27 protein-coding genes are annotated in these 25874 nt (G+C 69.1%); 14 read left to right on the top strand and 13 right to left on the bottom strand.

The annotated features are described in order from the left end of the window. Window positions 1-32: 32 nt before the first annotated feature. Complete coding sequence (locus M9M90_RS15840) at window positions 33-896, bottom strand: dienelactone hydrolase family protein (protein ID WP_254834193.1); 864 nt, start codon at window positions 894-896, stop codon at window positions 33-35. Window positions 897-1075: 179 nt separating this feature from the next. Here M9M90_RS15840 and M9M90_RS15835 point away from each other — a divergent pair, with 179 nt between their 5' ends. Beyond that, window positions 1076-1348: a hypothetical protein gene (locus M9M90_RS15835; protein ID WP_254834192.1), complete on the top strand. Its 273-nt coding sequence runs from the start codon at window positions 1076-1078 to the stop codon at window positions 1346-1348. Between the two features lie 58 nt (window positions 1349-1406). Beyond that, the gene (locus tag M9M90_RS15830; protein ID WP_254834191.1) at window positions 1407-2021 is read left to right on the top strand and encodes a carbonic anhydrase; all 615 of its coding nucleotides are present in this window, start codon (window positions 1407-1409) and stop codon (window positions 2019-2021) included. Window positions 2022-2030: 9 nt separating this feature from the next. Here M9M90_RS15830 and M9M90_RS15825 read toward each other — a convergent pair whose 3' ends face one another. The 3 genes from M9M90_RS15825 to M9M90_RS15815 form a co-directional block, all read right to left on the bottom strand. After that, window positions 2031-3623: an amidase gene (locus M9M90_RS15825; protein WP_254834190.1), complete on the bottom strand. Its 1593-nt coding sequence runs from the start codon at window positions 3621-3623 to the stop codon at window positions 2031-2033. Window positions 3624-3728: 105 nt separating this feature from the next. Beyond that, window positions 3729-3911: a CsbD family protein gene (locus tag M9M90_RS15820; protein ID WP_254834189.1), complete on the bottom strand. Its 183-nt coding sequence runs from the start codon at window positions 3909-3911 to the stop codon at window positions 3729-3731. A gap of 70 nt (window positions 3912-3981) precedes the next feature. Beyond that, window positions 3982-4569, bottom strand: a complete 588-nt coding sequence (locus M9M90_RS15815; RefSeq protein ID WP_254834188.1) for a TetR/AcrR family transcriptional regulator — start codon at window positions 4567-4569, stop codon at window positions 3982-3984. A 92-nt stretch (window positions 4570-4661) separates the two neighbouring features. Here M9M90_RS15815 and M9M90_RS15810 point away from each other — a divergent pair, with 92 nt between their 5' ends. Together M9M90_RS15810 and ettA are read left to right on the top strand one after the other, a co-directional pair. Beyond that, window positions 4662-5015, top strand: a complete 354-nt coding sequence (locus tag M9M90_RS15810) for a hypothetical protein (RefSeq protein WP_254834187.1) — start codon at window positions 4662-4664, stop codon at window positions 5013-5015. A gap of 156 nt (window positions 5016-5171) precedes the next feature. Then, the gene (ettA, locus tag M9M90_RS15805) at window positions 5172-6839 is read left to right on the top strand and encodes an energy-dependent translational throttle protein EttA (protein ID WP_254834186.1); all 1668 of its coding nucleotides are present in this window, start codon (window positions 5172-5174) and stop codon (window positions 6837-6839) included. A gap of 14 nt (window positions 6840-6853) precedes the next feature. Here the strand turns inward: ettA and ygiD are convergent, their stop codons facing one another. Both ygiD and M9M90_RS15795 read right to left on the bottom strand, forming a co-directional pair. Then, complete coding sequence (gene ygiD, locus M9M90_RS15800) at window positions 6854-7645, bottom strand: 4,5-DOPA dioxygenase extradiol (RefSeq protein WP_254834185.1); 792 nt, start codon at window positions 7643-7645, stop codon at window positions 6854-6856. Window positions 7646-7677: 32 nt separating this feature from the next. After that, complete coding sequence (locus tag M9M90_RS15795) at window positions 7678-8919, bottom strand: MFS transporter (RefSeq protein ID WP_254834184.1); 1242 nt, start codon at window positions 8917-8919, stop codon at window positions 7678-7680. Between the two features lie 194 nt (window positions 8920-9113). Between M9M90_RS15795 and M9M90_RS15790 the strand changes: the two genes are divergently transcribed. From M9M90_RS15790 to metH, 5 genes are all read left to right on the top strand, one after another. Next, the gene (locus M9M90_RS15790; protein WP_254834183.1) at window positions 9114-10049 is read left to right on the top strand and encodes a 2-hydroxyacid dehydrogenase; all 936 of its coding nucleotides are present in this window, start codon (window positions 9114-9116) and stop codon (window positions 10047-10049) included. Window positions 10050-10137: 88 nt separating this feature from the next. Continuing rightward, entirely contained in the window at window positions 10138-11109 is a 972-nt protein-coding gene (locus tag M9M90_RS15785) for a metalloregulator ArsR/SmtB family transcription factor (RefSeq protein ID WP_254834182.1), read from the top strand. Continuing rightward, window positions 11106-12029: a methylenetetrahydrofolate reductase [NAD(P)H] gene (gene metF, locus M9M90_RS15780; RefSeq protein WP_254834181.1), complete on the top strand. Its 924-nt coding sequence runs from the start codon at window positions 11106-11108 to the stop codon at window positions 12027-12029. Before M9M90_RS15785 ends, metF begins: the two co-directional genes overlap by 4 nt. Further along, complete coding sequence (locus M9M90_RS15775) at window positions 12026-13087, top strand: homocysteine S-methyltransferase family protein (RefSeq protein ID WP_254834180.1); 1062 nt, start codon at window positions 12026-12028, stop codon at window positions 13085-13087. Before metF ends, M9M90_RS15775 begins: the two co-directional genes overlap by 4 nt. Continuing rightward, a complete protein-coding gene (gene metH, locus M9M90_RS15770) occupies window positions 13084-15750 on the top strand; it encodes a methionine synthase (RefSeq protein WP_254834179.1) in 2667 nt (888 codons plus the stop codon). The genes M9M90_RS15775 and metH overlap by 4 nt, the downstream gene beginning before the upstream one ends. Window positions 15751-15797: 47 nt before the next feature. Here the strand turns inward: metH and M9M90_RS15765 are convergent, their stop codons facing one another. Then, window positions 15798-16631, bottom strand: a complete 834-nt coding sequence (locus tag M9M90_RS15765) for a thioesterase family protein (protein WP_254834178.1) — start codon at window positions 16629-16631, stop codon at window positions 15798-15800. A gap of 238 nt (window positions 16632-16869) precedes the next feature. Between M9M90_RS15765 and M9M90_RS15760 the strand changes: the two genes are divergently transcribed. Further along, on the top strand, window positions 16870-17688 hold the full coding sequence (locus M9M90_RS15760) for a PEPxxWA-CTERM sorting domain-containing protein (RefSeq protein WP_254834177.1): 819 nt from the start codon (window positions 16870-16872) through the stop codon (window positions 17686-17688). A 240-nt stretch (window positions 17689-17928) separates the two neighbouring features. Here M9M90_RS15760 and M9M90_RS15755 read toward each other — a convergent pair whose 3' ends face one another. After that, on the bottom strand, window positions 17929-18123 hold the full coding sequence (locus tag M9M90_RS15755; protein ID WP_254834176.1) for a hypothetical protein: 195 nt from the start codon (window positions 18121-18123) through the stop codon (window positions 17929-17931). A gap of 19 nt (window positions 18124-18142) precedes the next feature. Further along, the gene (locus M9M90_RS15750) at window positions 18143-18463 is read right to left on the bottom strand and encodes a hypothetical protein (protein ID WP_254834175.1); all 321 of its coding nucleotides are present in this window, start codon (window positions 18461-18463) and stop codon (window positions 18143-18145) included. 234 nt (window positions 18464-18697) lie between these two features. On the opposite strand from M9M90_RS15750, the gene M9M90_RS15745 reads away from it, so the two are divergent. Then, window positions 18698-19069 carry a limonene-1,2-epoxide hydrolase family protein gene (locus M9M90_RS15745; RefSeq protein ID WP_254834174.1) on the top strand — a complete coding sequence of 124 codons (372 nt, stop codon included), beginning with the start codon at window positions 18698-18700 and terminating at the stop codon, window positions 19067-19069. Between the two features lie 38 nt (window positions 19070-19107). On the opposite strand, the gene M9M90_RS15740 is transcribed toward M9M90_RS15745, so the two are convergent. After that, window positions 19108-21207, bottom strand: coding sequence for a PAS domain-containing hybrid sensor histidine kinase/response regulator (locus M9M90_RS15740; protein WP_254834173.1), 2100 nt, complete (start codon window positions 21205-21207; stop codon window positions 19108-19110). On the opposite strand from M9M90_RS15740, the gene M9M90_RS15735 reads away from it, so the two are divergent. Continuing rightward, window positions 21206-21976 (top strand): hypothetical protein, encoded by a 771-nt coding sequence (locus M9M90_RS15735; protein ID WP_254834172.1) that lies wholly within the window; start codon window positions 21206-21208, stop codon window positions 21974-21976. The genes M9M90_RS15740 and M9M90_RS15735 overlap by 2 nt on opposite strands. Before the next feature lie 82 nt (window positions 21977-22058). Here the strand turns inward: M9M90_RS15735 and M9M90_RS15730 are convergent, their stop codons facing one another. Together M9M90_RS15730 and M9M90_RS15725 are read right to left on the bottom strand one after the other, a co-directional pair. Continuing rightward, a complete protein-coding gene (locus tag M9M90_RS15730; RefSeq protein ID WP_254834171.1) occupies window positions 22059-22436 on the bottom strand; it encodes a VOC family protein in 378 nt (125 codons plus the stop codon). A gap of 122 nt (window positions 22437-22558) precedes the next feature. Next, window positions 22559-23377, bottom strand: a complete 819-nt coding sequence (locus M9M90_RS15725; protein ID WP_254834170.1) for a dienelactone hydrolase family protein — start codon at window positions 23375-23377, stop codon at window positions 22559-22561. A gap of 89 nt (window positions 23378-23466) precedes the next feature. Here M9M90_RS15725 and M9M90_RS15720 point away from each other — a divergent pair, with 89 nt between their 5' ends. Together M9M90_RS15720 and M9M90_RS15715 are read left to right on the top strand one after the other, a co-directional pair. After that, a complete protein-coding gene (locus tag M9M90_RS15720; RefSeq protein WP_254834169.1) occupies window positions 23467-24423 on the top strand; it encodes a GlxA family transcriptional regulator in 957 nt (318 codons plus the stop codon). Window positions 24424-24451: 28 nt separating this feature from the next. Next, window positions 24452-25201, top strand: a complete 750-nt coding sequence (locus tag M9M90_RS15715) for an enoyl-CoA hydratase/isomerase family protein (protein WP_254834168.1) — start codon at window positions 24452-24454, stop codon at window positions 25199-25201. Here the strand turns inward: M9M90_RS15715 and M9M90_RS15710 are convergent. Then, on the bottom strand, window positions 25198-25794 hold the full coding sequence (locus M9M90_RS15710) for a CAP domain-containing protein (RefSeq protein WP_254834167.1): 597 nt from the start codon (window positions 25792-25794) through the stop codon (window positions 25198-25200). The two genes, M9M90_RS15715 and M9M90_RS15710, sit on opposite strands and share 4 nt — an antisense overlap. Window positions 25795-25874 lie beyond the last annotated feature (80 nt).

Below are 25874 nucleotides of genomic sequence, written 5' to 3'. Positions count from 1 at the left end.
GCGAGGGTCGGCCGCGGCCGCGAAGGCGCCGGTTACGCCAGGGCGCGCTTGTAGAGGGCCAGGAGCTCGGCCCATGCCTTTTCCGCGGCGGGCTCGTTGTAGACCTGGCTGCCCTTGACGGTCCAACCGTGGGCGGCGCCCTCATAGACTTCGACCTTGTTGGGTCGCTTGGCGGCGTCGAGCGCGGCCTTGATCCTGTCCTTGGCGGTGGGATCCTGCTTGTCGTCGTTGTCGGCGACGGCGACGAGGTATTCGGCGCGGCTCTTGACCAGGGTCAGGTGCGGGCTGGTGGGCTGGTCGGTGTGGAGGCCGCCGCCGTGGAAGCTCGCCACGGCGCCGACGCGGCCCGGCACGGCGCCGGCGGTCCGGAAGGCCAGCGGGCCGCCCATGCAGTAGCCCTGGGTTCCGACCTTCTTCTTCTTGCTGGTCTGCGGCTGGGCGTCGAGGAAGGCGAGATAGGCCACGGCGTCGCGGTCGGTGCCCTCTGGAGTCACGCTGGCGCGCATGGGGGTCAGCTTGGCGCGGTCCTCGGGATTGGCGAAGTTGAAGCTGCCCTCGACGACCGGTGCGCGCTTGACCCGGTAATACAGGTTGGGAACCAGCACCACATAGCCCTCGGTGGCCAGGCGGCGGGCCATCTCGCGGAAGGCCGGGCGCAGGCTGACCACGTCGGGCCAGACCAGCACGGCCGGCCACGATCCCTTGCCCTCGGGATAGTAGAGCGCGGCGTCGGCGAGGCCGTCGGCGGTCTTGATCTCAACGTCCTTCTCCACCACCGGGACGGCGGCGCGGGCGGAGCCGGCGATCCCGGCGGCCGCCACGGTCATCAGGCCGAAGGCCCGGCGGGAAACGGACGGATCGTCGATCAGGCCCTGATGGATGTCGTCGTCGCACATGTGGGGGTCTCCTCACCTCGCGATTGAAGCTCGACTCGAATTGTTGCGCGGATGTGTCGGCGAGGGAAAGGCCGATCCTGAACGCCAGCTAACCGGCGCCTCAGGACGCGTTCAGCCGCCGGCCACCATCAAGGTCGCCATGGCCGTGAGACCCACGGCCCCGACAAGGAACAGTAGCGATGTCAGCAGCCCTCCACGTGGTGGCGCCGGGTCCGGCAGCCGCGCCCAGCCTGAGCCAGCGGGTCCATCAGCTCCAGGCCGAGGCCCGGCTCCTGGCCCGCGAACACATCGACTTGCTGGAAGCCAAACTGCGCCAGATGCAGCACATCGCCGACGAGATCGCCCAGGGCGGCGAGGCCTATCCTCCGGGCGTGCGGGATATCGCTCGCCGGCTGAGCGAGGATGGCGCCGCCAAGGCCCAGACGCTCGAGGCGATCATGGCGCGGCGCTGAGCCGGCAAGTTGACGCGGCGGCTTGTGGCCCCGGTCGGTCGGGGTTATGGGCGGCGCCATGCTCGAACATCTGAAGGCGAACAACCGGGCCTGGGCTGAGCGGATGCTCTCGGCCGACGGCGGATTCTTCAAGCGGCTGGAGGGCCAGCAGGCCCCCGAATACCTGTGGATCGGCTGCTCCGACAGCCGGGTGCCGGCCAACGAGATCGTCGACCTCGATCCGGGCGAACTGTTCGTGCACCGCAACGTCGCCAACCTCGCTCCGCCGCAGGACGCCAACTACCTGTCGGTGCTGCAATTCGCAGTCGACGTGCTGCGGGTGAAGCACGTCATGGTCGTCGGCCATTATGGCTGCGGCGGCGTGGCCGCGGCCGTGGACGGCCAGCGCCGCGGCCTGGTTGACCACTGGCTGCACCCGATCCGAGAGGTTCACCACCAGCACCGCCATGAGCTGGATGCGATCCCGGAAGAGCGGGCGCGCCTGGACCGGCTTTGCGAACTCAACGTGATCCGCCAGGTGCGCAACGTGGCCTCCGACGTCTTCGTGCAGGACGCTTGGGCGCGCGGCCAGGATATCTGCGTCCATGGCTGGGTCTATTCGCTGTCCAACGGCCTGGTCACAGACCTCGACGTGACCATCGGCGGTCCGGACGACCTCGCCTCGCTCGACTAGCCAGCCGGCTCAGGGCTTCACGTCATAGGCGCCGGCGATTTCGGGGCGCAGGTCGACGGAGGTTGCGAACCTGGGGGTCAGGCGGGCGTGGGTGGCCTGTTCGAAGGCGTAGCCCAGGGACAGTAGCCGCGCGTCGGACCATGCCGTTCCAATGAATGACAGCCCGACCGGCAGGCCGGAGACCTCGCCCATGGGCACCGTCAGGTGGGGATAGCCCGCCACGGCCGGCGGGCCGGAGAACGAGCCCATCCAGCGGCTGCCGTTGACCGGATCGACCCGCGGCGCGGGGCCGCCGGAGACCGCCACGAGCGCCTCGACATTGGCGTCCTTCAGCCACTTGTCGATACCTTCCGGCCCCGCCAGCCGCCGGGCGTCGTCCCGGGCCTTGAGATAGGTGGGGTCGTCCAATCCCGGCGCAGCCTGGGCGGTCTTGAAGGTCTCCTGGCCGAACAGCGGCATCTCGCGCCCGGCGTGCGCCTCGTTGAAGGCGATGATGTCGGCCAGGGTGCGGGTCTTGACCTTGGCGGGCGAGGTGCTGGCCAAATAGGCGTTGATCCCGGCCTTGAACTCGCTCCGCAAGACCAGTTCCTCGGCCGCGCTGATGGCGGTGGTGCTGGGGGCTGCAACCTCCACCAGCAGCGCGCCGCCGGCCTTGAGGGCGGCCAGAGCCTTGTCATAAGCCGCGTCGATGTCCGGGTGCCGTCCGGCCATGTTGCGTAGGACCCCGATCCGCGCGCCCTTCAGCGCCCCGGCGTCGAGGGCCTTCAGATAGTCGATGCGGCGGGCGTCGGCCTCCCGGGTCGCCGGGTCGGCGGGGTCGGTTCCGGCCAGGGCCGTCAACATGGCCGCGGCGTCGGCGACATTGCGGGTCATGGGACCGGCGGTGTCCTGGCTGGCCGAGATAGGGACAACGTGGGTGCGCGAGACCAGGCCGACCGTGGGCTTCAACCCCACGACGCCGTTCATGGTCGCCGGGCAGGTGATCGAGCCGTCGGTCTCGGTGCCAACCGCGCCCGCCGCCAGCCCCGCAGCCACCGCCGCGCCGGAGCCCGACGACGAGCCGCAGGCCCCACGGTCTAGGGCGTGGGGATTGCGGACCAGCCCGCCTGCCGCGCTCCAGCCGCTGATCGAGCGGGGCGAGCGATAATTGGCCCACTCCGAAAGGTTGGCCTTTCCCAGGATCACCGCCCCGGCGTCGGTCAGGCGCTTGACCAGGGGCGCGTCGCGCTCGGGCACATTGTCCTTCAAGGCGAGGGAGCCGGCGGTGGTGGGCGTGCCATCCCAGGACTCGATGTTGTCCTTCAGCAGGATCGGCACCCCGTGCAGCGGGCCGCGCAGCTTGCCCGACTTGCGTTCGGCGTCGAGCTTGCGGGCGTCGGCCAGGGCATGGCGGTTCAGCGCGATGACGGCGTTGAGCCTCGGGCCTTTGCGGTTCATCGCCTCGATGCGCTCGAGATAGTCCCGGGTCAGGCTCTCCGAACTGGCGGCGCCTGAGACCATGGCCTGCTGCTGCTCGGCGAAGGAGGCGAGGGCGAGATCCTCACCTGCCGTCGCGCTCGTCGCCAGGGCCATCGCCATCGCCGCGCCCGCCAGGATCTTCATGCCATGCCCCCACCGCTTCGGCGCGATGAAGCGGCGCCCCGGCGGACATGACAAGGGCCGCGCCCGGCTGGGCGCGGCCCGCTGCATTGGTGTGGGGTCGGCGCTCTAGTTCTTCAGCGTGTCGCGGGCGGCGTCCTTGAGATTGCCGACGCCCTTTTGAACCTTGCCGGCGACCCGCTCGGCGGCGCCTTCGGCTTCCAGGCGCTCATTGCCCGTGGCCTTGCCGGCCGCTTGCTTGATCGAGCCGGTGGCGTCCTTGGCGGCGCCCTTGACGGTGTCTTTGTGCATGGCGTGATCCTTAATTGGCGAGGCGGGGAGGGCCTCGCCCTGGACTACGCGCGGGCGGCCGGTTCGGTTCCTAGCCGGCCACCGTCCGATCCAGCAGGGCGGTGAAGGCGGCGTGCGCGACTTTGCGCGCTGTGGAATCCCCCATCAGGCGCTTGGCGTCGGCGTGGCCCAGGACATAGCTCTTCATCTGGAAGACCACGATGGCGGCCTCCTCGTCCGAGAGTTCGGGGTCGCGTAGCGCCTTCACCTCGCGGGTCAGCGCCTTGCGCCACTGCTTGATCCTGCGGGTCAGCAGATCGCGCAGCGGGCCCGGCTGATCGTCCAGCTCGACGCTGGCGGCCATGATCAGGCAGCCGCCGGCGGCGTTCTCCACCTCGGTCCAGTCGAGCCAGCGGTCGAAGACCATCTCCACCCGAGGCCGGCCCGGGGGCAGGGGCTCGGCTGGCGTCCAGACAAACGCGACGAAGCGGTCGAAGCCCTGGTCGAGGGTCGCCAGCTCCATCACTTCCTTGGATTCGAAATGCTTGAAGAGGCCGCTCTTGGAGAGCCCCACGGCCCCGGCCACGTCATTGAGGCTGACCGCCCCAAAGCCCTTCACCGCGGCCTGTCGCGCGGTCTCATCGAGAATCCGCGCCTTGGTGGCGTCGCCCTTGCGCAAGGCCAAGCCTCCCCGCTTGACAAAAAGTGACCGATCGTGCTCTTTGAGCGGTAGTGACCGATCGTGCCTTTTTTACGTCGTTGGAGCGCACAATGCAATTGAAGCTTTTCTCCGCAGGCCTCCTCTCCTGCGCCGTGCTCGCCGCGAGCCCCGCCTTCGCCGCCGGTTTCCGCGCCGAGGCCAGGCTCGTCTCTCCCGTGTCGTCCGCCGCCACCACCGTGGTCGAGGGCGTGGAATGGACCTGCGCGGGCGACGCCTGCGTCGGGGTGGCGGACAAGAGAGTGGGGCTCGACTCGCTGATGAAGGAATGCCGCAAGGTGGCCGCCGCCGTGGGCCCGCTCGCCTCCTACACCAGCCGTGGCCGCATCCTGAGCGCCGGCAATATCTCAGTCTGCAACCGCCTGGCGGCGCAGTCGAAGTCCGACAGCACTCTCGCCGCGCGTTAAGCGGCGCGCGCCGTCCGCCCGCCTGCTCCGGGCGGACGGCGTATTTTCCCTTGATGGCAGGGCGCGAAAGGTCGCGCGCCGTTGCGCCGAGCGGTCCCGACCGCTATCTCCCTCCGCGAATTCCCCTCTTTTCGAAGAAGCGAGCGCGGACGCCTCATGGCGCAGCAATACATTTATCAGATGCAGGGCCTGACCAAGGCCTATCCCGGCGGCAAGAAGGTGTTCGAGAACATCTGGCTGTCGTTCTACTCCGACGCCAAGATCGGCGTGGTGGGCGTCAACGGCTCCGGCAAGTCGACCCTGCTGAAGATCATGGCCGGCATCGACAAGGAATTTAACGGCGAGGCCAAGGCGGCCGACGGCGTGAAGATGGGCTACCTGGAGCAGGAACCCCATCTCGACGAGCAGCTCAACGTCTGGGGCAACGTCATCTCGTGGTGCGAAGAGAAGAAGATCTTCGACCGCTACAACCAGATCGCCGCCAAGCTGGGCGAGGACTATTCGGACGAGCTGATGGAGGAGATGACCGCCCTCCAGGAAAAGATCGACGCCGGCGACCTGTGGGACATCGATTCAAAGATCGAAATGGCCATGGACGCCCTGCGCTGTTCGCCCAACGACTGGCCGGTAGACAAGCTGTCCGGGGGTGAGAAGCGCCGCATCGCGCTCGCCCGCCTGCTGCTCTCCAAGCCCGACATGTTGCTGCTGGACGAACCGACCAACCACCTGGACGCCGAGTCCGTGGCCTGGCTGCAGCATCACCTGGAGGCCTTCCCGGGCTGCGTGATCCTGGTCACCCACGACCGCTACTTCCTGGACCAGGTCACCAAGTGGACGCTGGAGCTCGATCGCGGCAAGGGCATCCCCTACGAGGGCAACTATTCCGGCTGGCTGGAACAGAAGACCAAGCGCGTCGTCCAGGAGCAGTCGGAATCAGCCGCCCGCCAGCGCGCCATGACCCGCGAACTGGAATGGGTGCGCTCTGGCGCCAAGGCCCGCCAGGCCAAGTCCAAGGCCCGACTGGCCGCCTATGATCAAATGGTTCGCGAGCAGGAGAACGCCCGCGGCGCCCAGACGACCGCCACCATCCAGATCCCGCCCGGCCCGCGCTTAGGCGGCGTGGTGCTGGAGGCCGAGAACCTGTCCAAGGCCTATGGCGACAAGGTGCTGTTCGAGAACCTGTCCTTCAAGCTGCCGCCCAACGGCATCGTCGGCGTCATCGGCCCCAACGGCGCCGGCAAGTCGACCCTGTTCAAGATCATCACCGGCCAGGAGAAGCCCGACGGCGGGACCTTCCGGGTCGGGGAGACGGTGAAGCTCGCCTATGTGGACCAAAGCCGCGACGCGCTCGATCCCAACAAGACCATCTGGCAGGAGGTCTCCCAGGGCCTGGACATCCTCACCGTCGGCAAGCGGGAGATCAACACGCGCTCCTATGTGGGCTCGTTCAACTTCAAGGGCGGCGACCAGCAGAAGAAGGTGGGCCAGCTCTCTGGCGGTGAGCGCAACCGCGTCCACCTGGCCAAGACCCTGACCACCGGCGGCAACCTGATCCTGCTCGACGAACCGACCAACGACCTGGACATCGAGACCCTGCAGAACCTGGAAGAGGCTCTCGAGGAATTCGCCGGCTGCGCCGTGGTCATCTCCCACGACCGCTGGTTCCTGGACCGCCTGGCGACCCACATCCTGGCATTCGAGGGCGACAGCCACGTGGAATGGTTCGAGGGCAACTTCGAGGCCTATGAAGAGGACAAGAAGCGCCGCCTGGGCGCCGACAGCCTGATCCCCCACCGGATCAAGTTCCACAAGTTCACGCGGTAGGCGGCTCGCGCCGTCTAACCCGCCCGTCCGATCGTCACGCCGGTCATGCTGATGGCGCCCAGCTCGACGGCGTCGTTGAAGAAGTTGACCTCGTCGCCCTCGCCCTGGGCGCCCAGGACATAGAGCAGCGGCAGGTAGTGTTCGTCCGTCGGGATCGACAGGGCCGCGTCCTGGCCCAGGCTGATCCAGTCGATCAGAGGGCCGTGGTCGTGGGCGGCGATCAGGGCCTTCACCGTCTCGTTGAATCGCTCGGCCCAGTCGAAGGGCGTGGCGCTCTGGGCGCGGATGGCCAGGCCGAGATTGTGCACCCAGTCGCCCGAGCCGAGGATCAGCACGCCTTCGTCGCGGAGTTCCGCCAACTTGCGGCCGAGCTCGTAGTGGAATGCCGGCGGCTGGCGCCGGTCGATGGCCAACTGCAGGACCGGCACGTCGGCTCGCGGGAAGAGATGCATCAGCACCGACCAGGCGCCGTGGTCCAGGCCCCACTCGTGGTCGTGGCGCACCGGGACCGGGGCTAGAAGGTCAGTGACCCGGTCGGCCAGCCAGGCGTCGCCGGGCGCCGGATAGGCGATGTCGTAGAGCGGTTTGGGGAAGCCGTAGAAGTCATGGATCGTGCGCGGCGAGCTCATGGCGGTGACCGCCGTCTCCTCCACATACCAGTGGGCCGAGATGCAGAGGATGGCCTTGGGCCGCGGCAGGCTCTCGCCCAGGGCCCGCCAGGTCTCGGCATAGGGTCCGCCCAGGGCGTTCATGGGACTGCCGTGGCCGACGAAGATCGCCGGCATGTGGGGGACGCGCTCGCTCATGGGCCATCAGATCGTGCCGCGGAGGGAAAAGGTCAATCGCCGGCAGGCATCTTGCGAACCTGGCGCAAGGGCGAAAGGGCGCCGATCAACGGGATGCCGAGGAAGCCCACGGCGGCGATGAAGAGCGCCAGGCGCGGGCCGATCAACCCGCCCATTGCCCCACCGGCGAGGGCGCCCAGGATCGCCACGCCGCCAGCCGAGGCATGAAAGGCGCCCGCGACCCGGCCCAGCACCTGTTGCGGCAAGAGGGTCTGGCGAAGAGTGGCGGTGAGTACGCCCGCCGCCACGGCGAGCGCATCGCCGCTGATCTGGGTGGCGATGAGCACGGCGCTCGCGCCGAGGCGGTCGGTGGGGGCCAGGGGGATGGCCATGGCCGAGAGGCCGGCGCCGAGGATCGCCGCGAGGATGGCGGGGCCGACCCCCAGGCGCCTGCCGAGCCAGGGGCCTAGCCAGGCGCCCGCCAGGGCGCCCACCCCGCCGGCCGCGATAGCCAGGCCCAGCACCGAGGTCGGCAGATTGAGCGTGCGCAGGGCGAACAGGATGTAGAGCGCCGAGAACACCCCGCCGAACAGGCCCTGGGCGATCCCCATCAGCAGTAGGGCGCGCACCCGGGCCTCGGCCCAGGCCAGGCGGAAGCCCTGGGTCAACTCGGTCAGCCATGGCGCAGGCGGTTCTGGCGCGCGCGCGGGCTCGGGTGCGCGGATCAGGGCCAGCAGCCCGGCCGAGGCGAGGTAGGTCGCCGCGTTGACCGCCACCGCGAACGGCGCGGTCAGCCACTGGAACAGCATGCCGGCCAGGGCGGGGCCGCCCACCTCGGCCACGGCTTCGGTCGAGGCCAACCTGGAGTTGCCGTCGACGAGGGCGGCGCGGCCGATCAGCCCTGGCAGATAGGCGTGGCTGGCGATGTCGAAGACCACGCTCGCGCCTGCGACGATGGCGGCGGCGGCGAAGACCTGGACCAGGGTCAGAACCCCGAACGCGGCCGCTAGCGGAATGGCGATCAGCGCGCCGGCGCGGACCAGGTCGGCCGCGATCAGCAGCGGCCGGCGCCGCACCCGGTCGACATAGCCGCCGCCGGCCAGCCCTGCGAAGACGGCGGCGGCGGCGGCGACGGCGGCCAGCAAGCCCAGGGTCGCAGCCCCGGCGCCCAGGGCGACCACGGCCATGATCGGCAGGCCTTCGCGGGTGATGCGTGCGCCGAAGGCCGAGACGGCCTGGGCCGCCCAGAGCCGGGCGAAGTCGCGGTCGCGCCAGAGGGCGCCGGGAGTAGTCATGGGAGAAGGGTCCGTGGGCGAGGCTGTGCGCTCGCAGGCGCAAGGGCCGCGAGAGTTCGATGTGGGCGCGATATTTGTTCGCCGCCTCGCGAGCCCACCTGCGTCTTAAGGCCAGAATGCGCGATCCCAAGTCAAGGCGCATGACGCGGCCGGCCCGCTTGGCTATGGCTCGCCGGTCGCCCCGGAGATGCCGCATGCCCGCCAAGCCTGTCGTCCTGCTGTCCCACCAGATGCTCTCGCCGATGCAGTCGGCGCTGGAGGGGCAGGGCTATGAGGTGGTGCGGCGCTGGGACCTGACGCCGGAGCAGGCCGCCCAGACCCGCGCTGTTGTCCATGCCGGGGAAATAGCGCTGGAGCCGGAGTTCCTGGCGACCCTGCCGGCGCTCGGCCTGATCGCCTGCGTCAGTGTCGGCTATGACGGGGTGAACGTCCCGGCCGCGCGGGCGATGGGGATCGAGGTCACCCACGCCAAGGGGCTGAACGCCGACGATGTGGCCGACCACGCCCTGGGCCTGCTGATCGCGGGTTGGCGCAGTATCGTGGTGGGCGACAGGGCGGTTCGCGAAGGCGGCTGGCGCGATGGCGCCCGCATGGGACCCCGCGCCGGCCTGCGCGGCCGCAAGGTGGGGATCATGGGCCTGGGGGCAATCGGCCAAGCGGTAGCCGTGCGGGCTCAGGCCTTCGGCATGGAGATCGCCTGGTGGGGTCCGCGGGCCAAGCCGGACGCGCCCTGGCCTCGGGCCGATAGCCTGCTGGCCCTGACGGAGGCGAGCGACATCCTGGTGGTCGCCTGCCGCGCCGACGAGAACAATCGCCGCGCGGTGGATCGCGCCATCATCGAGGCGGTCGGGCCGCGCGGCATGATCGTCAATGTGGCGCGCGGCTCGATCATCGACGAGGACGCCCTGATCGCCGCCCTGAAGGACGGACGCCTTGGCCGGGCGGGCCTGGACGTGTTCGAGACGGAGCCGACGCCAGCCGCGCGCTGGACCGACGTGCCCAATGTGGTCCTGACGCCGCACACCGCCGGGGGCACCGTGGACTCCATTCCGCGCATGATCGGCCAGGCCCTGGAGAACGTGCGTCTGTTCCTGGCCGGCGAGCCGGTTATGAGCCCGGTTTCCGTGTGAAACTCTTTCGCAAGGCAATGTGCTAGAATGCGCTTTCGCAAGGCGGCCTTAACTTGACATAAAGACATAAGGATATCTTTATGTCGCTATGACTCTCTCAACGATTCAGGCGGTCGAGGTGTTGCGCGCGGCGGGCGAGCCGACGCGCCTGCGCATCCTGGCCCTGCTGGCTCGTGAGGAGCTGGCGGTGCTTGAACTCTGCCGGGTCCTCGACCAGAGCCAGCCCCGCGTTTCCCGGCATCTCAAGCTGCTGGCCGAGGCCGGCCTGGTCGAACGGTTTCCGGACGGCGCCTGGGTGTTCTACCGGCTGGTGACCGGCGGCGACGCCCGCCAGCTGGTCGACGAGACCCTGGCTCTGATCGATCCCGCCGACCTGGGCCTGGGCCGCGACGCCGAGCGGCTGCAGTCGGTGCGCGGCGAACGTTCCGCCGAGGCTGGCGAGTATTTCGCGCGCAACGCCGCGCGGTGGGACGAGATCCGCTCACTCTACGTGTCGGAGACCGCCGTCGAGGACGCCATTCTCCAGGCTGCCGGTCCCGGCCCGTTCAAGCGGCTGGTGGACCTGGGCTCGGGCACCGGCCGGATGTTGACCCTGTTGGGACCGCAGGCCGAGGCGGCGCTAGGTCTCGACCTCTCCCAGCAGATGCTGAACATCGCCCGCAACCACGTGGCCGAGGCCGGGCTGGAGCGCTGCGAACTGCGCCACGGCGACATATTCGGCACCCGCCTGCCGGACCAGAGCGCCGATCTCGTGGTGGTGCACCAGGTTCTGCACTACCTGGCCGACCCCGCCGCGGCGGTGCGCGAAGCCGCGCGGCTGGTGGCCGAGGGCGGCCGCCTGCTGATCGTCGACTTCGCGCCGCACACGCTGGAGTTCCTGCGCGAGCAGCACCAGCATCGGCGCCTGGGATTCTCCGAGCCCGAGATGGAGCGCTGGCTGAACGAGGCGGGCCTGTCGAAGGTCCGCGCCGCCGCCTTGCCGCCGGCCCGGTCCGAAGGGCTCACCGTCAAGATCTGGGTCGCCGAACGCGGCCGTCAATCCCAAAGGAGCGCCGCATGAGCCCGCAAGACACCGCGCTGGGCCCTGTGGCGCGCGCCGGCGCCGGAACCGCGCCGCGCCCCTCGGTCTCCTTCGAGTTCTCGCCGCCCAAGACCCCGGAGGCCGAGGAGAACCTGTGGGAGGCCATCCGCCGCCTGGAACCGCTGAACCCGTCCTTCGTCTCCGTCACCTATGGCGCGGGCGGCTCGACCCGCGAGCGCACCCACCGCACGGTGGTCCGCATGCTGAAGGAGACCAGCCTGCGGCCCGCCGCGCACCTGACCTGCGTCGAGGCCTCGAAGGCCGAGGTCGACGAGGTGGTGCAGGACTACTGGGACGCCGGCATCCGCCACATCGTGGCCCTGCGCGGCGATCCGCCGGGCTCGCTGGGTGGGGCCTACTCGCCGCGCCCGGATGGCTATCTCAACGCCACCGAACTCACGGCCGGTATCAAGGCCGTGGCGCCGTTCGAGGTCAGCGTCAGCCTCTATCCGCAGAAGCATCCTGAGAGTCCGTCGCTCGAGCACGACATAGACGTGCTGAAGGCCAAGATCGACGCCGGGGCGACGCGGGCCATCACCCAGTTCTTCTACGACATCGACGCCTTCCTGTTCTTCATGGACAAGGTCCGCAAGGCCGGGATCACCATCCCGATCTCGCCGGGGATCATGCCGGTGTCGAACTTCAAGGGCCTGAAGAAGATGGCCGCGCCGTGCGGGATTCCACTGCCGGCCTGGCTGGGCAACCTGTTCGAAGGCCTCGACAAGGATCCGGAGACCCGCAAGCTGATCGCCGGTTCGGTGGCCACCGAGATGTGCGTCCGGCTGGCCGAGGAGGGCTATTCGGACTTCCATTTCTACACCCTGAACCGGGCCGATCTGGTCTATGCGATCTGCCGGGTGCTGGGGGTCCGTGAGGTCCCAACGGAGTTTGCCGCATGAGCCGCGCTCAACGTATCGAAAAGCTTCATCAGATCGCCAAGGAGCGCGTCCTGGTGCTGGACGGGTCCTGGGGGGTGATGATCCAGAAGCGCGGGCTCGTGGAAGCCGACTATCGGGGCGAACGGTTCGCGGGCCACAATTCCGAGCTCAAGGGCAACAACGACCTGCTCTGCATCACCCGGCCCGACATCATCGCCGACCTGCACGATCAGTACTACGCCGCCGGCGCCGACATCTCGGAGACCAACACCTTCTCGGCGACCACCATCGCCCAGGCCGACTACGAGTGCGGCGAGGCTGTCTATGACATCAACTTCCAGGGCGCCAAGATCGCCCGCGAGGTGGCCGACCGCTGGAGCGCCAAGGAGCCGCACAAGCCGCGCTTCGTGGCCGGTTCGGTCGGTCCGCTGAACAAGATGCTGTCCATGTCCTCGGACGTGAACGATCCCGGCGCGCGGCTGGTCACCTTCGAGGAGGTCTACCAGGCCTATCGCGAACAGATGATCGCCCTGCACGACGGGGGGGTGGACCTGTTCCTGATCGAGACCATCACCGACACCTTGAACTGCAAGGCCGCGATCAAGGCGATCCTCGACCTGCAGGACGAGGGATACCAGCCGCTGCCGATCTGGATCTCGGGCACCATCACCGACCGCTCGGGACGCACCCTGTCGGGCCAGACGGTCGAGGCCTTCTGGAACTCCGTGAAGCACGCCAAGCCCTTCGCCATCGGACTGAACTGCGCGTTGGGCGCCGACCTGATGCGCCCGCACATCGCCGAGCTGTCGCGGGTGGCCGACACCCTGGTCTCGGCCTACCCCAATGCGGGCCTGCCCAACGCCATGGGCGAGTACGACGAGCAGCCGCACCAGACTGCCCATGAACTGCACGAGTGGGCCGAGCGTGGCCTGGTCAACATCCTCGGGGGCTGTTGCGGCACCACGCCTGACCACATCGCCCACGTGGCCGAGGCCGTTAAGGGCGTGCGGCCGCGTCAGATCCCTGAACGGCCGACGGCCATGAGACTTTCCGGCCTGGAGCCGTTCGAGCTGGCATGAGACCTATCTTTGTAAATGTCGGCGAGCGGACCAATGTCACCGGCTCGGCCAAGTTCCGGAAGCTTGTCGCCGAGGGGAACTATCCCGAGGCCCTGAGCGTCGCGCGCCAGCAGGTCGAGGCCGGGGCGCAGATCATCGACGTCAATATGGATGAGGGTCTGCTCGACTCCGTCCTGGCCATGAAGACCTTCCTCAACCTGATCGCCGCCGAGCCCGACATCGCCCGGGTGCCGATCATGATCGACAGCTCGAAATGGGAGGTCATCGAGGCCGGCCTGAAGTGCGTTCAGGGCAAGGCGATCGTCAATTCCATCTCGATGAAGGAAGGAGAGGCCAAGTTCATCGAGCAGGCGAGGGCGTGTCTGCGCTATGGCGCCGCAGTCGTGGTGATGGCGTTCGATGAATTGGGCCAGGCCGATACGGCCCGGCGAAAGATCGAGATCTGCGAGCGGGCCTATAGGATACTGGTCGACCAGGTGGGATTCCCGCCCGAAGACATCATCTTCGATCCCAACATCTTCGCGGTCGCCACGGGGATCGAGGAGCATGACAACTACGCCGTGGACTTCGTCGAGGCCACGCGGGTCATCAAGCAGACCCTGCCGCACGCGCGGATCTCGGGCGGGGTCTCCAATGTCTCGTTCTCGTTCCGGGGCAACGAGCCGGTCCGCCGGGCGATCCACTCGGTATTCTTGTACCACGCCATCGCCGCGGGCATGGACATGGGCATCGTCAACGCCGGCGACCTGCCGGTCTATGACGACATCCCGGAGGAGCTGCGCGTCGCCGTCGAGGACGTGATCCTCAACCGCCCGCAGCGCGACCCCAAGCTGACCAACACCGAGCGGCTGGTGGAGCTGGCGCCCAAGTACAAGGGCGGCAAGTCCGAGCAAAAGGGCCCCGACCTCACCTGGCGCGAGGGCTCGATCGGCGCGCGGATCACCCACGCCCTGGTCCACGGCGTGACCGACTACATCGAGGCCGACACCGAGGAGGCGCGCGCCCAGGCCGTTCGCCCGCTGCACGTCATCGAAGGTCCGCTGATGGACGGCATGAACGTGGTCGGCGACCTGTTCGGCTCGGGCAAGATGTTCCTGCCCCAGGTGGTGAAGTCCGCCCGGGTGATGAAGCAGGCCGTGGCCTATCTGATGCCGTTCATGGAGGCCGAGAAGGAGGGCAAGCCGCGCGAGGCGGCGGGCAAAATCCTGATGGCCACCGTCAAGGGCGACGTCCACGACATCGGCAAGAACATCGTCGGCGTGGTCCTGCAGTGCAACAACTACGAGGTCATCGACCTGGGGGTCATGGTCCCGGCCGACCGGATTCTCGACGAGGCGATCGCGCATAAGGTCGACATCGTCGGCCTCTCGGGCCTGATCACCCCCAGCCTGGACGAGATGGTCTATGTGGCCAGCGAGATGGAGCGGCGCGGGTTCAACATCCCGCTGCTGATCGGCGGCGCCACCACCTCCAAGACCCACACGGCGGTGAAGATCGAGCCGCAGTACAAGGCCGGCTCCACCACCTATGTGCTGGACGCCAGCCGGGCGGTGGGCGTGGTATCCGGCCTGCTCTCGCCCAGCGAGAAGGTGCGGCTGCAGGCCGAGACCCGGGCCGACTACGTCAAGGTGCGCGAACAGTTCGCCCGCGGGCAGGGGAACCGCGCCCGCTCGACCCTGGCGGACGCCAGGGCCAACGCCTTCGTGCCGGACTGGAGCGCCTATGAGCCGCCCAAGCCGAGCTTCACCGGCACGCGGGCGTTCGTGGCCTACGACCTGGCCGACCTCGCCAGGCACATCGACTGGTCGCCTTTCTTCGCCAGCTGGGAGCTGGTGGGCCGCTTCCCGCAGATCCTGGACGACGACGTGGTCGGCGAGGCCGCCCGCGACCTCTACAAGGACGCCCAGGCGATGCTGGAGAAGATCATCGCCGAGAACTGGTTCGAGGCTCGCGGCGTCATCGGCTTCTGGCCGGCCCAGGCGGACGGCGACGACGTGGTGCTCTATACCGACGAGGGCCGCGCCACCGAGCTTGCGAGGCTCCACACCCTGCGCCAGCAGATGCCCAAATCGCAGACCCAGGCCGACGGCGGCCGGGCGAACGTGGCGCTCGCCGACTTCATCGCGCCCAAGGGGACCAAGGCCGACTGGATCGGCGGCTTCGCCGTCACCGCCGGCCATGGTGAGCCGGAGATCGCGCGGAAGTTCAAGGAAGCCGGCGACGACTACAACGCCATCCTGGCCGCGGCCCTGGCCGACCGGCTGGCCGAAGCCTTCGCCGAGGCCCTGCACCGCAAGGTGCGGACGGAGCTCTGGGGCTATGCGCCCGACGAGCCCTTCGACATCGACGCCCTGATCGCGGAGAAGTACCGCGGCATCCGGCCGGCGCCGGGTTATCCGGCCCAGCCCGACCACACGGAAAAGGCCGTCCTGTTCGAGATCCTCGACGCCGAGGCGGCCACGGGCATGCAGCTCACCGAGAGCTTCGCCATGAACCCGCCGGCCAGCGTCTCCGGCGTCTATTTCTCCCACCCGGACAGCCACTATTTCGGGGTCGGCCGGATCGAGAAGGACCAGGTCGCCGACTATGCCCGGCGCAAGGGCTGGGACCTGAAGACGGCCGAGCGGTGGCTGGCGCCGATCCTCAACTACGAGCCGGCATAGGGGATGAGCCGCGTTGGAGGCGGCGGTCTCCGGCTCCCGGCCAGGCCCTATTCCGGCGAGGTGGGCGGCGGCCTCTGCCGGTACCAGGCGAGCTGTTCGCTGGTGGCGAGCAGGCGGCCGTCGCGCGACCAGTAGCTTGAGCGCTCGTCCGAGGCGCCGCCGCCGCCGACCCGGCCCTCGCACTCGATCAGGATGAAGTCGTCGCCCAAGGCGGTCAGGTCGTCGGCCTGGGCGTGCAGGTAGACGGTGAGCGAGAGCGTCGTCGTCATCACCCGATCAAGCGCATACATGACCCGCGGCGCGGAGTTGTCGGTGACCATGGCCAGCAGCGCCTTGTCCCACACGCCGTGGCGCGGGCGCACCCAGGCCAGCGAGCGGGAATCTCCGCCGGGCTTGGGCGGGAAGCCGTCCAGGGTCCGCCGTTCGAAGGCCGATGCGCCGAAGTGCTGGGCGCCGCCGGGGTGGTCGGGGCTGGGCAGGTCCTCGGGCGCCGGCGCCTGGGGCATGGCCGCGAAGGCGAAGGGCGGGGTGGCCGGGCGGCGCGCCAGGGTGACCATGCCGTGCACGCCCACCTCCTCCTGGCCCTGGGGCCGCAGTTCGACCTCCCAGACCCCGATCGAGCCGCCCTGGCGCAGGCGCCGCGTGCGCACGTCCAGATCGCCGGCCGGCAGGCCCGCGGCGTAGGTCAGCGTCATGGACAGCGCCTCGCCCGCCGCCTCGGGCTCGACCTCCAGCACGCGGACGCACAGGCCCAGCGCATAGCCGCCCCAGAGCCCGCCGCCGGGATTGCGCCACGCCTGGGCCGCATGGGTGGTCCAGCGGCCGGGGGCGAGGGAATGGAGGGCGATGTCGTAGGCGGGGTTGGTGGCGGTGTCGGTCATGGGGCGAGCTTAGCGGGCGAGGGGGAGGGGCCGCAATGTTGGGGGCAGCGGGGCGCCAGGCTGAGTGCGCTTTTCAAGCCGCGGCGCTAGGGTTCGAACGCTTCGGATAGGATCAACTAAGTATAGTGTCCCCGCATTGGCCCGCATTGGCCCCTAACTGACCAGTTCCTCGTGGAAGCTTTGGTTCTGGCCTGCGAGCGACGACGAACTCCAACGCCCCGGCTCCGGCAGCGAGCTGATGACATCCGTCAACGCCTCAAACTGGGCTGAACTCTTAATCAGTTATCTTGGAGGCGGCGCTATGGTGGGAAATTCGGTGAAGTCTTTCATTGCGGCGACGCTGATGATCGCCGTGGCTCTCGGCGCGGGAGCGGCCCATGGGGCGGTGCTCGTCAACGAACACTTCGAGGGGTACGGCCCCACCCAGCTGAATTGGGCCGGATCTTCCGATCTGACCGTGGTCCGCGGGACGGTGGATTACATACTTGAGCCTGATTTTGGGCTATCCACTCCGTTCGGCCGCGGCCTGGTTGATCTGGATGGTTCGTCAGGCCATGGCGGCAGGCTCAATACTGCGCTTTTTAGCTTCAATGCTGGCGACACCGTCATTTTCGAACTAGATGCTTCCGGAAATCAGCGGAACGGCTCGCCGGATACGATGTCTTATGGTCTTATTTTCAACGGTCTTGTCGGCATTGACCAAGTGATCGCCAGATTGCCTGGCTTCAACTTCGGCCCGGATGGCCCGTTCCTGGCGTCGGGCCTTTTGTCGTCCGTGAATTTGGCTGCAGATGCGCCGTGGGGACATTACTACTACCAGTTTGTCACCTACACTTCGGGAAGCCTCTACGCCACGATAGACACCGGCAGCGCCGACAATGTCGGGCCGTTGATCGACAATGTGAGGCTGAGAATCCACGCCGTGGTTCCCGAGCCTCAGACATGGGCCTTGATGATCACAGGTTTCGGGCTCATGGGCGTGGCGCTTCGGCGCCGTCGGTATATGGGCCGGCTTGGCCAGAAGGCCCCCGATTTAAGAATTGTGCGCGCCTGTTGACCCAATCCAGGCTTTCAGCGGCGCTGGGAAATTGAACAAGGCTGTGTCGGTGCTCGGCCGCCCGGGGCGTAACCCCCACGCGTCTCCTCAAGTCGGTCCGCCAGTTGACGAGAGAGGCTGGGCCGCGACTGTCCCAGGCGCCCGGCCCCGCGCCACCACCTTCAGCGCCCCATCCAGCAGCGCCTTTGCAGGGCCTTCGCCTCCTCCCACCGCGCCGTCAGCCATGGGGCGGGGCGGGGGTCAAATCCAGACGTCGACCTTGCCCACCTCGCCACAGCCGGAGCACCGCAGCCGGCGGCGGATGTCGTAGGGGGTGGCGTCGTCGCCGAAGATGGCGAAGGCCTCCTTGCAGCTGAAGACGGCCTCGCGCTCGCAGGGGCAGCGCACCTTGAGCGTGTCGCTGTACGCCATGTCCCGGCCGAGGTTCTGGAACATGGTCATTCGTCGGGGGACGTCACTTTGCCTGGGTCCGCCTGGCGGGGACGCCTTCCGGCCAGGGCGCGCGCAGGGGCTCGTGGCTGGCGCGGCGCGGGTGGCGTCCCAGGAAGTCGACCCAGCCGCTGCAGCCGACGACCTTGCAGCGCTGACGCCGATTCCAGAGGCTGGTGTCGGGGCCGCTGGCCTTGGCGATGAAGGCCAGGTTCACATCGAGCGCCACACGGCAGGTGTCGCACTTGGCGATGACGCTCCATCCCGCCGCCTGCATCTGGGCCACCGTCTCGGCGTTGCGGCGGAAGCCTTCAAACGGAAGTCGATCAATGTTCTTCGTGCCCACGAGCCACCTGCAACAGGCTGAGCACAAAACCAGAACATTTGCGGGGTGGCGAGTCACCGCTGGTTGAACACCGCCATGGCCTTCAAGAATTTCAGCATCCGACTGCCCGGTGGGCAGGTCGGCGCAGGGGGGGTGGGTGTCATGTCCCCGGAACACCCCGTGGTGCGATCGAGAACCAACGGTGCATGATGTCGGGTGAAGGCGCCTGCGCCGCGCTCGCGATAGGGGAACACGATGGCGAACAATGAACAGGTGATACGGGATTTCATTTCCGCGTGGTCGCGGCTGGACGTGGAGGAGTTGGTTCAATTCTTTTGCGAGGATGGGACCTATCACAACATGCCGACCAAGGCGGTGACCGGGCATGACGCCCTGCGCCCGTTCATCTCAGGGTTTCTCAAGGGCTGGACGTCGACCGAGTGGGACGTGCTGAACCTCATGTCCAAGGGAGATGTCGTGTTCGCCGAGCGTCTCGACCGAACCGTCGTCGGGACCAAGCAGGTCGACCTGCCTTGTTGCGGCGTATTCGAGATGCAGGATGGTCGTATCAAGGTCTGGCGCGACTATTTCGACCTCGGAACCTATGTCTCGGCCTTGCGGGACTGATCGATCGAGGACGGGCAATAAGGGGCACGAAACGCGGCTCAGGCTTCCGCCGGCGGATCGGCGCCGAAGCGGGCCACCAGGAGCCCGATCAGATCGGCCGACACGATCGGCTTCCCCAAGGTTGCGTCGAACAGGCCGCGCCATGGCTGCGGCGTCGCGGGCGAGGCCTCCGCCGTGAACGCGACAATCGGCGTCGAGGCGTTGCGGCCGGGGGGCGAGCGGATCAGCTGGGCCGCGGTCGGTCCGTCGATCCCCGGCATGCGGATGTCCATCAGGATCACGTCGAACGGGGCCGACCTCGCAACCGTCACGGCGTCGGCGCCACTAACCGCTTCGGTGACGACGACCGCGGACGGCTCGACGATCCTGCGCACCAGTTCGCGATTGTACGGCTGGTCGTCGACGACCAGGAGCCGAAGCCCACGCAGCGCCCGTGTCGACGCAGGCGTCTCTTCTCGGCGCCGCTCGCGCCACGCGTCGACGTCGCCGAGTTCGCAGGGAATCCGGACCCAGAAGCAGCTCCCTTCGCCCGCGATACTGAGAACGCCCACCTCGCCGCCCATCGCCTCGGCCAGCCCCTTGGAGATCGCCAGGCCAAGGCCCGTGCCGCCGAAGTCCCTGTTGGTCGACGCGTCCACCTGGGAGAAGCGCTGGAACAGCCGGTCCAGGCGGTCGGCGGGAATGCCGGGACCGGTGTCGATCACCTCGTATCGCAGCATCCCGGCGACGCGGTCGTAGGCGCAGCGCAGGGCGATGCTGCCGGCGGCCGTGAACTTCACCGCGTTGCCGATGAGGTTGGCGAGGATCTGGCGCAGCCGGGTGTCGTCGGCCTGGACCAGGGCCGGGACGTCCACGGCCTCGAAGCTGCTGGCCAGCCCCTTTGTCTCCATCGCGGGCTCGAACATCTCCAACGCCTGACGGCCCAGCGCGAGCGGGTCGGTCGGCCGGCGTTCGATCTCCACCTGGCCGGCCTCCAGCTTGGAGAAGTCGAGCACCTCATTGATGGTGGTCAGCAGGGCGGTGCTGGCGTCGTACACGCGAGACAGATATTTGCGCTGGGTGTCGTCCATGGCGCCCCGCTTGGCGAGCAACTCGGCGTAGCCGATGATGCTGGTGAGCGGATTTCTCAGCTCGTGGCTCATGTTCGACAGGAAGGCGCTCTTCGCCGCCGCCGCCGCTTCCGCCATCTCGCGCGCGACGCCGAGGGTGGCGTTGGCTTCCTTCAGGCGTTCTTCCGCCTCCTTCAACGGGGTGATGTCGGTCACCATGACGTAGAAACCCTGGACGACGCCCTGGGGGTTCACGTCAGGGACGTATTGCGCCCAGGTATGGCCGATCTCGCCCGAAGGCTTCCGCAGCGATCGTTCGAAGGTCTGGGGCTTTCCGGCCAGCGCTCCCCTTATGAAGGGCTCGTTCCTGTGGAACAGCTCTTCGCCCATGAGGGCCTGCATCGTCAGACCGACCATCTCCTGCGACGTGCGGCCGAACCATTCCAGGTATTTGTCGTTAGCGAACCGGCACTTCAGGTCCAGGTCCCAATAGGCGATCATCGCGGGAACATGGTCGATGATCGTGCGCACCTCGCGCGCGGCGCGCTCCCCGTGCTCGACCGCCGCCGCCAGGTCCTGTTCCCGGCGCTTCGCCGCGGTGATGTCGCGCCAGCTTGCCGCGATCCCACCGTTCGCCAGCGGAAAGATGCGGGTCTCGGTCCACCGCCCGGTGCTGGGGCTCAGCACGTCCAGGTGGACGGCCTCGCGGCTCTGCATCACGTGCTTCAGGGCCACGGCCAGATCAGTATCTATGGCGGCAGGGAAACAATCCCAGACGGTCCGCCCGAGCAACTCCCTGCGATCGCGGCCGAAGAAGCGTTCCGCTTGGCGGCTGAAGAAGGTGAAGCGCCAATCGGCGTCGAGCGCGTAGTTCGCATCGCCAATCCCGTCGCGGATTTCTTCCGTGAGCAATTGTTCATACCGAAGTGAGGCGCAGTGGAAGACTATCGCCCAAGCGCCTCGGGGGCTGCCTTGACGCATCGCAACGGCGTGGCGGGGCGTCATGTGCTTATGTTCCTGGTTTGTTCTTGACTCATCACCCGGTCCATGAGAGCCTTCCCGCCTCACCTGACCCGCTGGAGCAGCCATGCCATCCCCGTCTTCGCCGCCGGCGCGCGCCGGGGGTCGGGCGCCTGTGCGCTATTGCCCGGAGCTGGGGCGGGCGATCTGCGCGCGGATCGCGGCGGGGGTGAGCCAGCATGAGCTGGCGCGCGAGCCGGGGATGCCGTCGCGGCGGACGTTCCGGGACTGGGCGCTGCGCGAGCCGGAGTTCGGCGCGGCCTATGAGGCGGCCAAGGACCAGGCCCGCGCACGGCAGGTGGTGCTGGACCGGAAGGCCGACGCCGGGCGGATCTGGCGGCGCATGCTGAGCCGGGCCGGGCGGCGCGGGGGCAGCGTCTCGATCTATACGCCGGAGCTGGGCGAGGCGATCTGCGCGCGGATCGCGGCCGGCGAGAGCGTGCTGGCCATCGGCGACGACCCGGCCATGCCCTGCACGGTGAGCATCCACAACTGGGCGCGGCGCAATGACGCGTTCCGGCAGATGTACCTGGCGGCCAAGGACATCGCCGCCGACCTGATGTTCGACCTGGCCCGCGACATCGCGCTGGAGACCACCGAGGATACGGTGCGGTCCGACACGCTGCGCATCTCCACCCTGCGCTGGCACGTGGCCCAGGTGGCGCCGAAGAAGTACGGGACGCGCCGGGCGCTGGGGCCCGCCGATGACCAAGACGGAGAGGGCGGCGGGCGGCCGGTCCTGAACGTCACGATCCAGCGGTTCAGCGGCAAGGACGACGGCGGGCCGCAGTTCGTCAACCTGGCCGGGGATGCGGTGGCGCGACCGCCGGGGATCTGAGCGCGCCGGCTGGAGGTCGCAGGCGCGTCCGTCCAGCCAGATGACTCAGCGCCTCCGGGGTCGCGTGGCTTGCGGCCGCCCGTCAGCCCATGCGGTGGAGAGCGCAGAGCTTGTTGCCGTCGGGATCGCGCAGATAGGCCAGATAGAGCTTGCCCATTCCGCCGGCCCGCACGCCGGGCGGCTCCTCGCAGGTGGTCCCGCCGCTGGCGACGCCGGCGGCGTGCCAGGCGTCGGCCTGTTCCGGCGAGTCGCAGGCAAATCCGATCGTGCCGCCATTGGCGAAGGTGGCCGGTTCGCCGTTGATGGGTTCCGACACCGAGAAGATCCCGGTCGGGGTCATGTAGAAGATGCGGTGGCCGTCGACCCGGGCCGGTGGCACGCCCAGGACGCCAAGCAGCGGGTCGTAGAACGACTTGGCCTTCTGCAGGTCGTTGGTGCCGATCATGATGTGCGAGAACATCGTGTTGTTCCTCCCCAGTGGCGCGGCCTTTTGGCGGCCGGCATGTTGTCGCGTCTAGCGCGCCTACCAGATGCCGCGCCATCGCGGCGGTGACAAGACTGGGCCGCGACGCGCGGGCGGGCTCAGGGGCGGAGCCGGCGGCGGAAGAAGGCGAGGATCTCGTCGCGGGCGGCCAGCGTCGGCTGGCCCGCCTCGTCGATCAGGTGGGCGGTGACCACGCTGTGGGGGAAGGCCACATGGCGCTGGAAGAACGGCGGCGGCTCGGGATGGGCGGCGCTGTCGGGCAGGACGCGGGCGACGAAGCGATCGCCCAGGGCCTGGGAGAGGGCGGCGAACCGCTCGGCGCGGCAGACCTGGTCGCCTTCGAAGCGGTAGGCCAGGACGGTGAGGTCGTCGGCCCGCAGGCGGGCGCCCACGGCGGCGAGGTCGTCAGGGGCGATGTCCAGGCCGCCGGGCTCGTCCAGCGGCAGGGAGGGCTGGGAGAGCACGGGGGCGAGGACGGCGGGCTCCAGCATCATGGTGAGGGCGAAATTGCCGGTGAAGCACATGCCGATGGCGCCCACCCCCGGCCCGCCGCAATCGGCGTGGGCCTGGCGGGCGAGCGCCCGCAGCCACTGGGTGACCGGGGCGGTGTGGCCGGCGCCGAAGGCGCGGAACTCGGCGCTGACGCAGGCCCGGCGGAAGACCGCCGCCCCCTCGTCGGCGTCCGGAACCGCGCCGTCGCGGCCGAACAGGGAGGGCATGTAGACGGTGAAGCCGGCGTCGCGGACCCAGCGGGCGAAGCGGGCCACGTGCGGGCTGATGCCCGGCATCTCGGTCATGACGATCACCGCCGGGCCGGTCCCGGCCACATAGACTCGCTTCGCGGCGTCCTCGAAGGTGAAGTCGCGGCGCTGGAAGTCCTCCAGGGGATCGTCCTGGGTCATGGCGGTCTGGGGCATGGGCGGCGTCCTTTCGTCCGGCTGAGGTTTGCGCAGGGGCGCACCGGGCGGTAGGGTCGAATACGACACCTTTCAGGGATAACTCGCCAATGACCCGCGTCCGCGTCCTGGCGCTGCCGGACGGCATGGCCTCAAGCCTGGCCATCACCCTCGACGCGCTGGAGACCGCCAACCAGGTGAGCGTCAACGGCGGGCGGCCCGCGCCGTTCGAGGTGGAGACCCTGCGGACCGGCCGGGCGCCGGCGGCGGCGTTCGGGCCGCGGGACCTGCTGATCGTGCCGGGCCTGGGCGTGCGCTCGGAGGCCGAGCTGCTGGCGCGGCTGGCGACGCCCGCCGTGCGTCGGGCGGCTGGGATCGCCACGGAGGCCCGGGCGGCGGGAGCCAGCGTGGCGGCCTCCTGCGCCAGCACCTTCATCCTGGCCCAGGCGGGGCTGCTGGCGGGGCGGCGGGCCACGACCACCTGGTGGCTGGCGCCGGCCTTCCGCCGGCTGCACCCCGAGGTGGAGCTGGTCGCCGACCAGATCGTGGTCGCCGACTGGCCGATCGCCACGGCCGGGGCGGCCATGGCGCAGATGGACCTGATGCTGGCGGTGATCGCCAGGTTCGCCAGCCCCGGCTTGTCGGAAGCCTGCGCCCGCTACCTGCTACTGGACCAGCGCCGCTCCCAGGCGCCCTACATGGCGGTGAGCTTCCTGGCCGGGCAGGACGCGCAGGTGGCCCGGGCCGAGGCCTGGGCGCGGGCCAATATCGACCGCGACTTCGGCATGGACGAGCTGGCGGCCGCCGCGGGCCTGGCCCCGCGCACCTTCGCGCGGCGGCTGGCGGGCGTCTGCGGCCTGTCGCCGGTGAGGTTCGCCCAGCGCATCCGGATGGAGGCGGCCGAGCGGCTGCTGGAGACCACGCGGCTCTCGGTCGACGAGGTGGCGCGCCGGGTGGGATATGCCGAGCCCTCGACCCTGCGCAGGCTGATCCGGCGGGAGGCGCGGCGCTCTCCGGCCGAGCTGAGGCGCCGGCCCCATGGCGCCGGGCCGACGGATCGGCTTTGATGGCGGGCCTGAACCGGAGGAGACGCCCGTGACCGATATCCTGACCGTCGAGCGCAAGGGCGCGGTGGACTGGGTGACGCTGAACCGCCCCGAGCGGCTGAACGCCATCAACCAGCCGATGTCCGAGGCGCTGCTGGCCTATTTCGAGGCGCGGCGACGCGACACCGAGGCGCGCGTGATCGTGCTGGCCGGGGCCGGGCGGGCCTTCTGCTCGGGGGCGGACCTGAAGGCCGGCGGCCAGCCGGACGCCCTGCGCGACGGGCCGAACGGCGACTGGATGCTGCGCGACACGCTGAAGGCCATGCGCGCCTGCCCGCAGCCCATCGTGACCCTGGTGCAGGGGGCCGCGGCCGGCGGGGGCCTGGCGCTCGCCCTGGCGTCGGACGTCATCGTGGCGGGGGCCAGCGCCGCTTTCCATCCGGCCTTCATCAAGATCGGCCTGTCGGGCTCGGAGCTGGCGGTGAGCTGGCGGCTGCAGCGGACCCTGGGCGTGTCGCGGGCCCGCGAGATGCTGCTGACCGGCGAACCGATGGGGGCCGAGGAGGCCTGGCGCACCGGCCTGGTCTCCAAGGTCCTGCCCGACGAGGCCCTGGCCGCCGAGGGCGAGCGGCTGGCCGACGCCATGCTCAAGGCCGCCCCAGACGCCCTGCGGATCTCCAAGCGCACCTTCGACGCCACGCTGGAGGGCCTGAGCTTCGACGCGGCCCTGGAGCTGGAGGAGCGCGGCCAGATCCAGATGATCCGGGCGGGCGCGGCGGCGCGGGCGAAGGCGACCTAGCGCTGCACGAAGGCCCCGGCATAGTCGATGACGCACATGGCGCCGTGGACGGCGTGCGGGCCGCAGGCGATGCCGGCGGCCTGGTAGGCGCGGCGGAAGATGTCCTTGCGGTGGCCGCGGCCGGGGACGCCTGAATCGACCACCAGCTGGATCACCACGTCGCGGGGATTGTCGTAGCCGTAGGAGAGGCTCTCGGCGGTCAGGCCGGCATAGACGCCGTGGCGCTGCAGGCGCGGACCCAGGGCGTCGGGGCCGCGGCCGTGGCCCTCGTCGCCGCGCCGGGACTGGGCGCCGACGAAGGCGTGGGCGGCGGCGGCGAGGCCCTCGTCATGGCGCAGCGGCGGCAGGGGCGGCTGGGACCGCAGGAAGGCCACGGCCTCGTGCAGGGCGTCCTCGTCGGCATAGCCGACGCTGGCCAGGCCCCCGCCGTACTGTCGCTCGGCCGCGGCGGTGCGCAGCTCGCGGGCGTAGCCGGCCGGGTTGGCGCGGGCGTAGTTGATCTCGGCCAGGACGTCGTCCTCGAACGATCCGGCGGCGGCCGGCGTCGCGGCGGCGAGGGTGAGGAGGAGGGCGAGGCGAAAGGCTGCGCGCATGCTGGCGTCTCGTCGATTGGCGTCCCCCGAAGGCGGTGTAACAGCGGTGCGGTTAAGTTGAGGTTGCGGCATAGCGCGCC

It is taken from the genome of Phenylobacterium sp. LH3H17 (assembly GCF_024298925.1).
Taxonomy (GTDB): Bacteria; Pseudomonadota; Alphaproteobacteria; order Caulobacterales; family Caulobacteraceae; genus Phenylobacterium.
The sequence above is the reverse complement of the archived record's forward strand: the minus strand, read 5'-3'. Positions and strand labels throughout refer to the sequence as shown.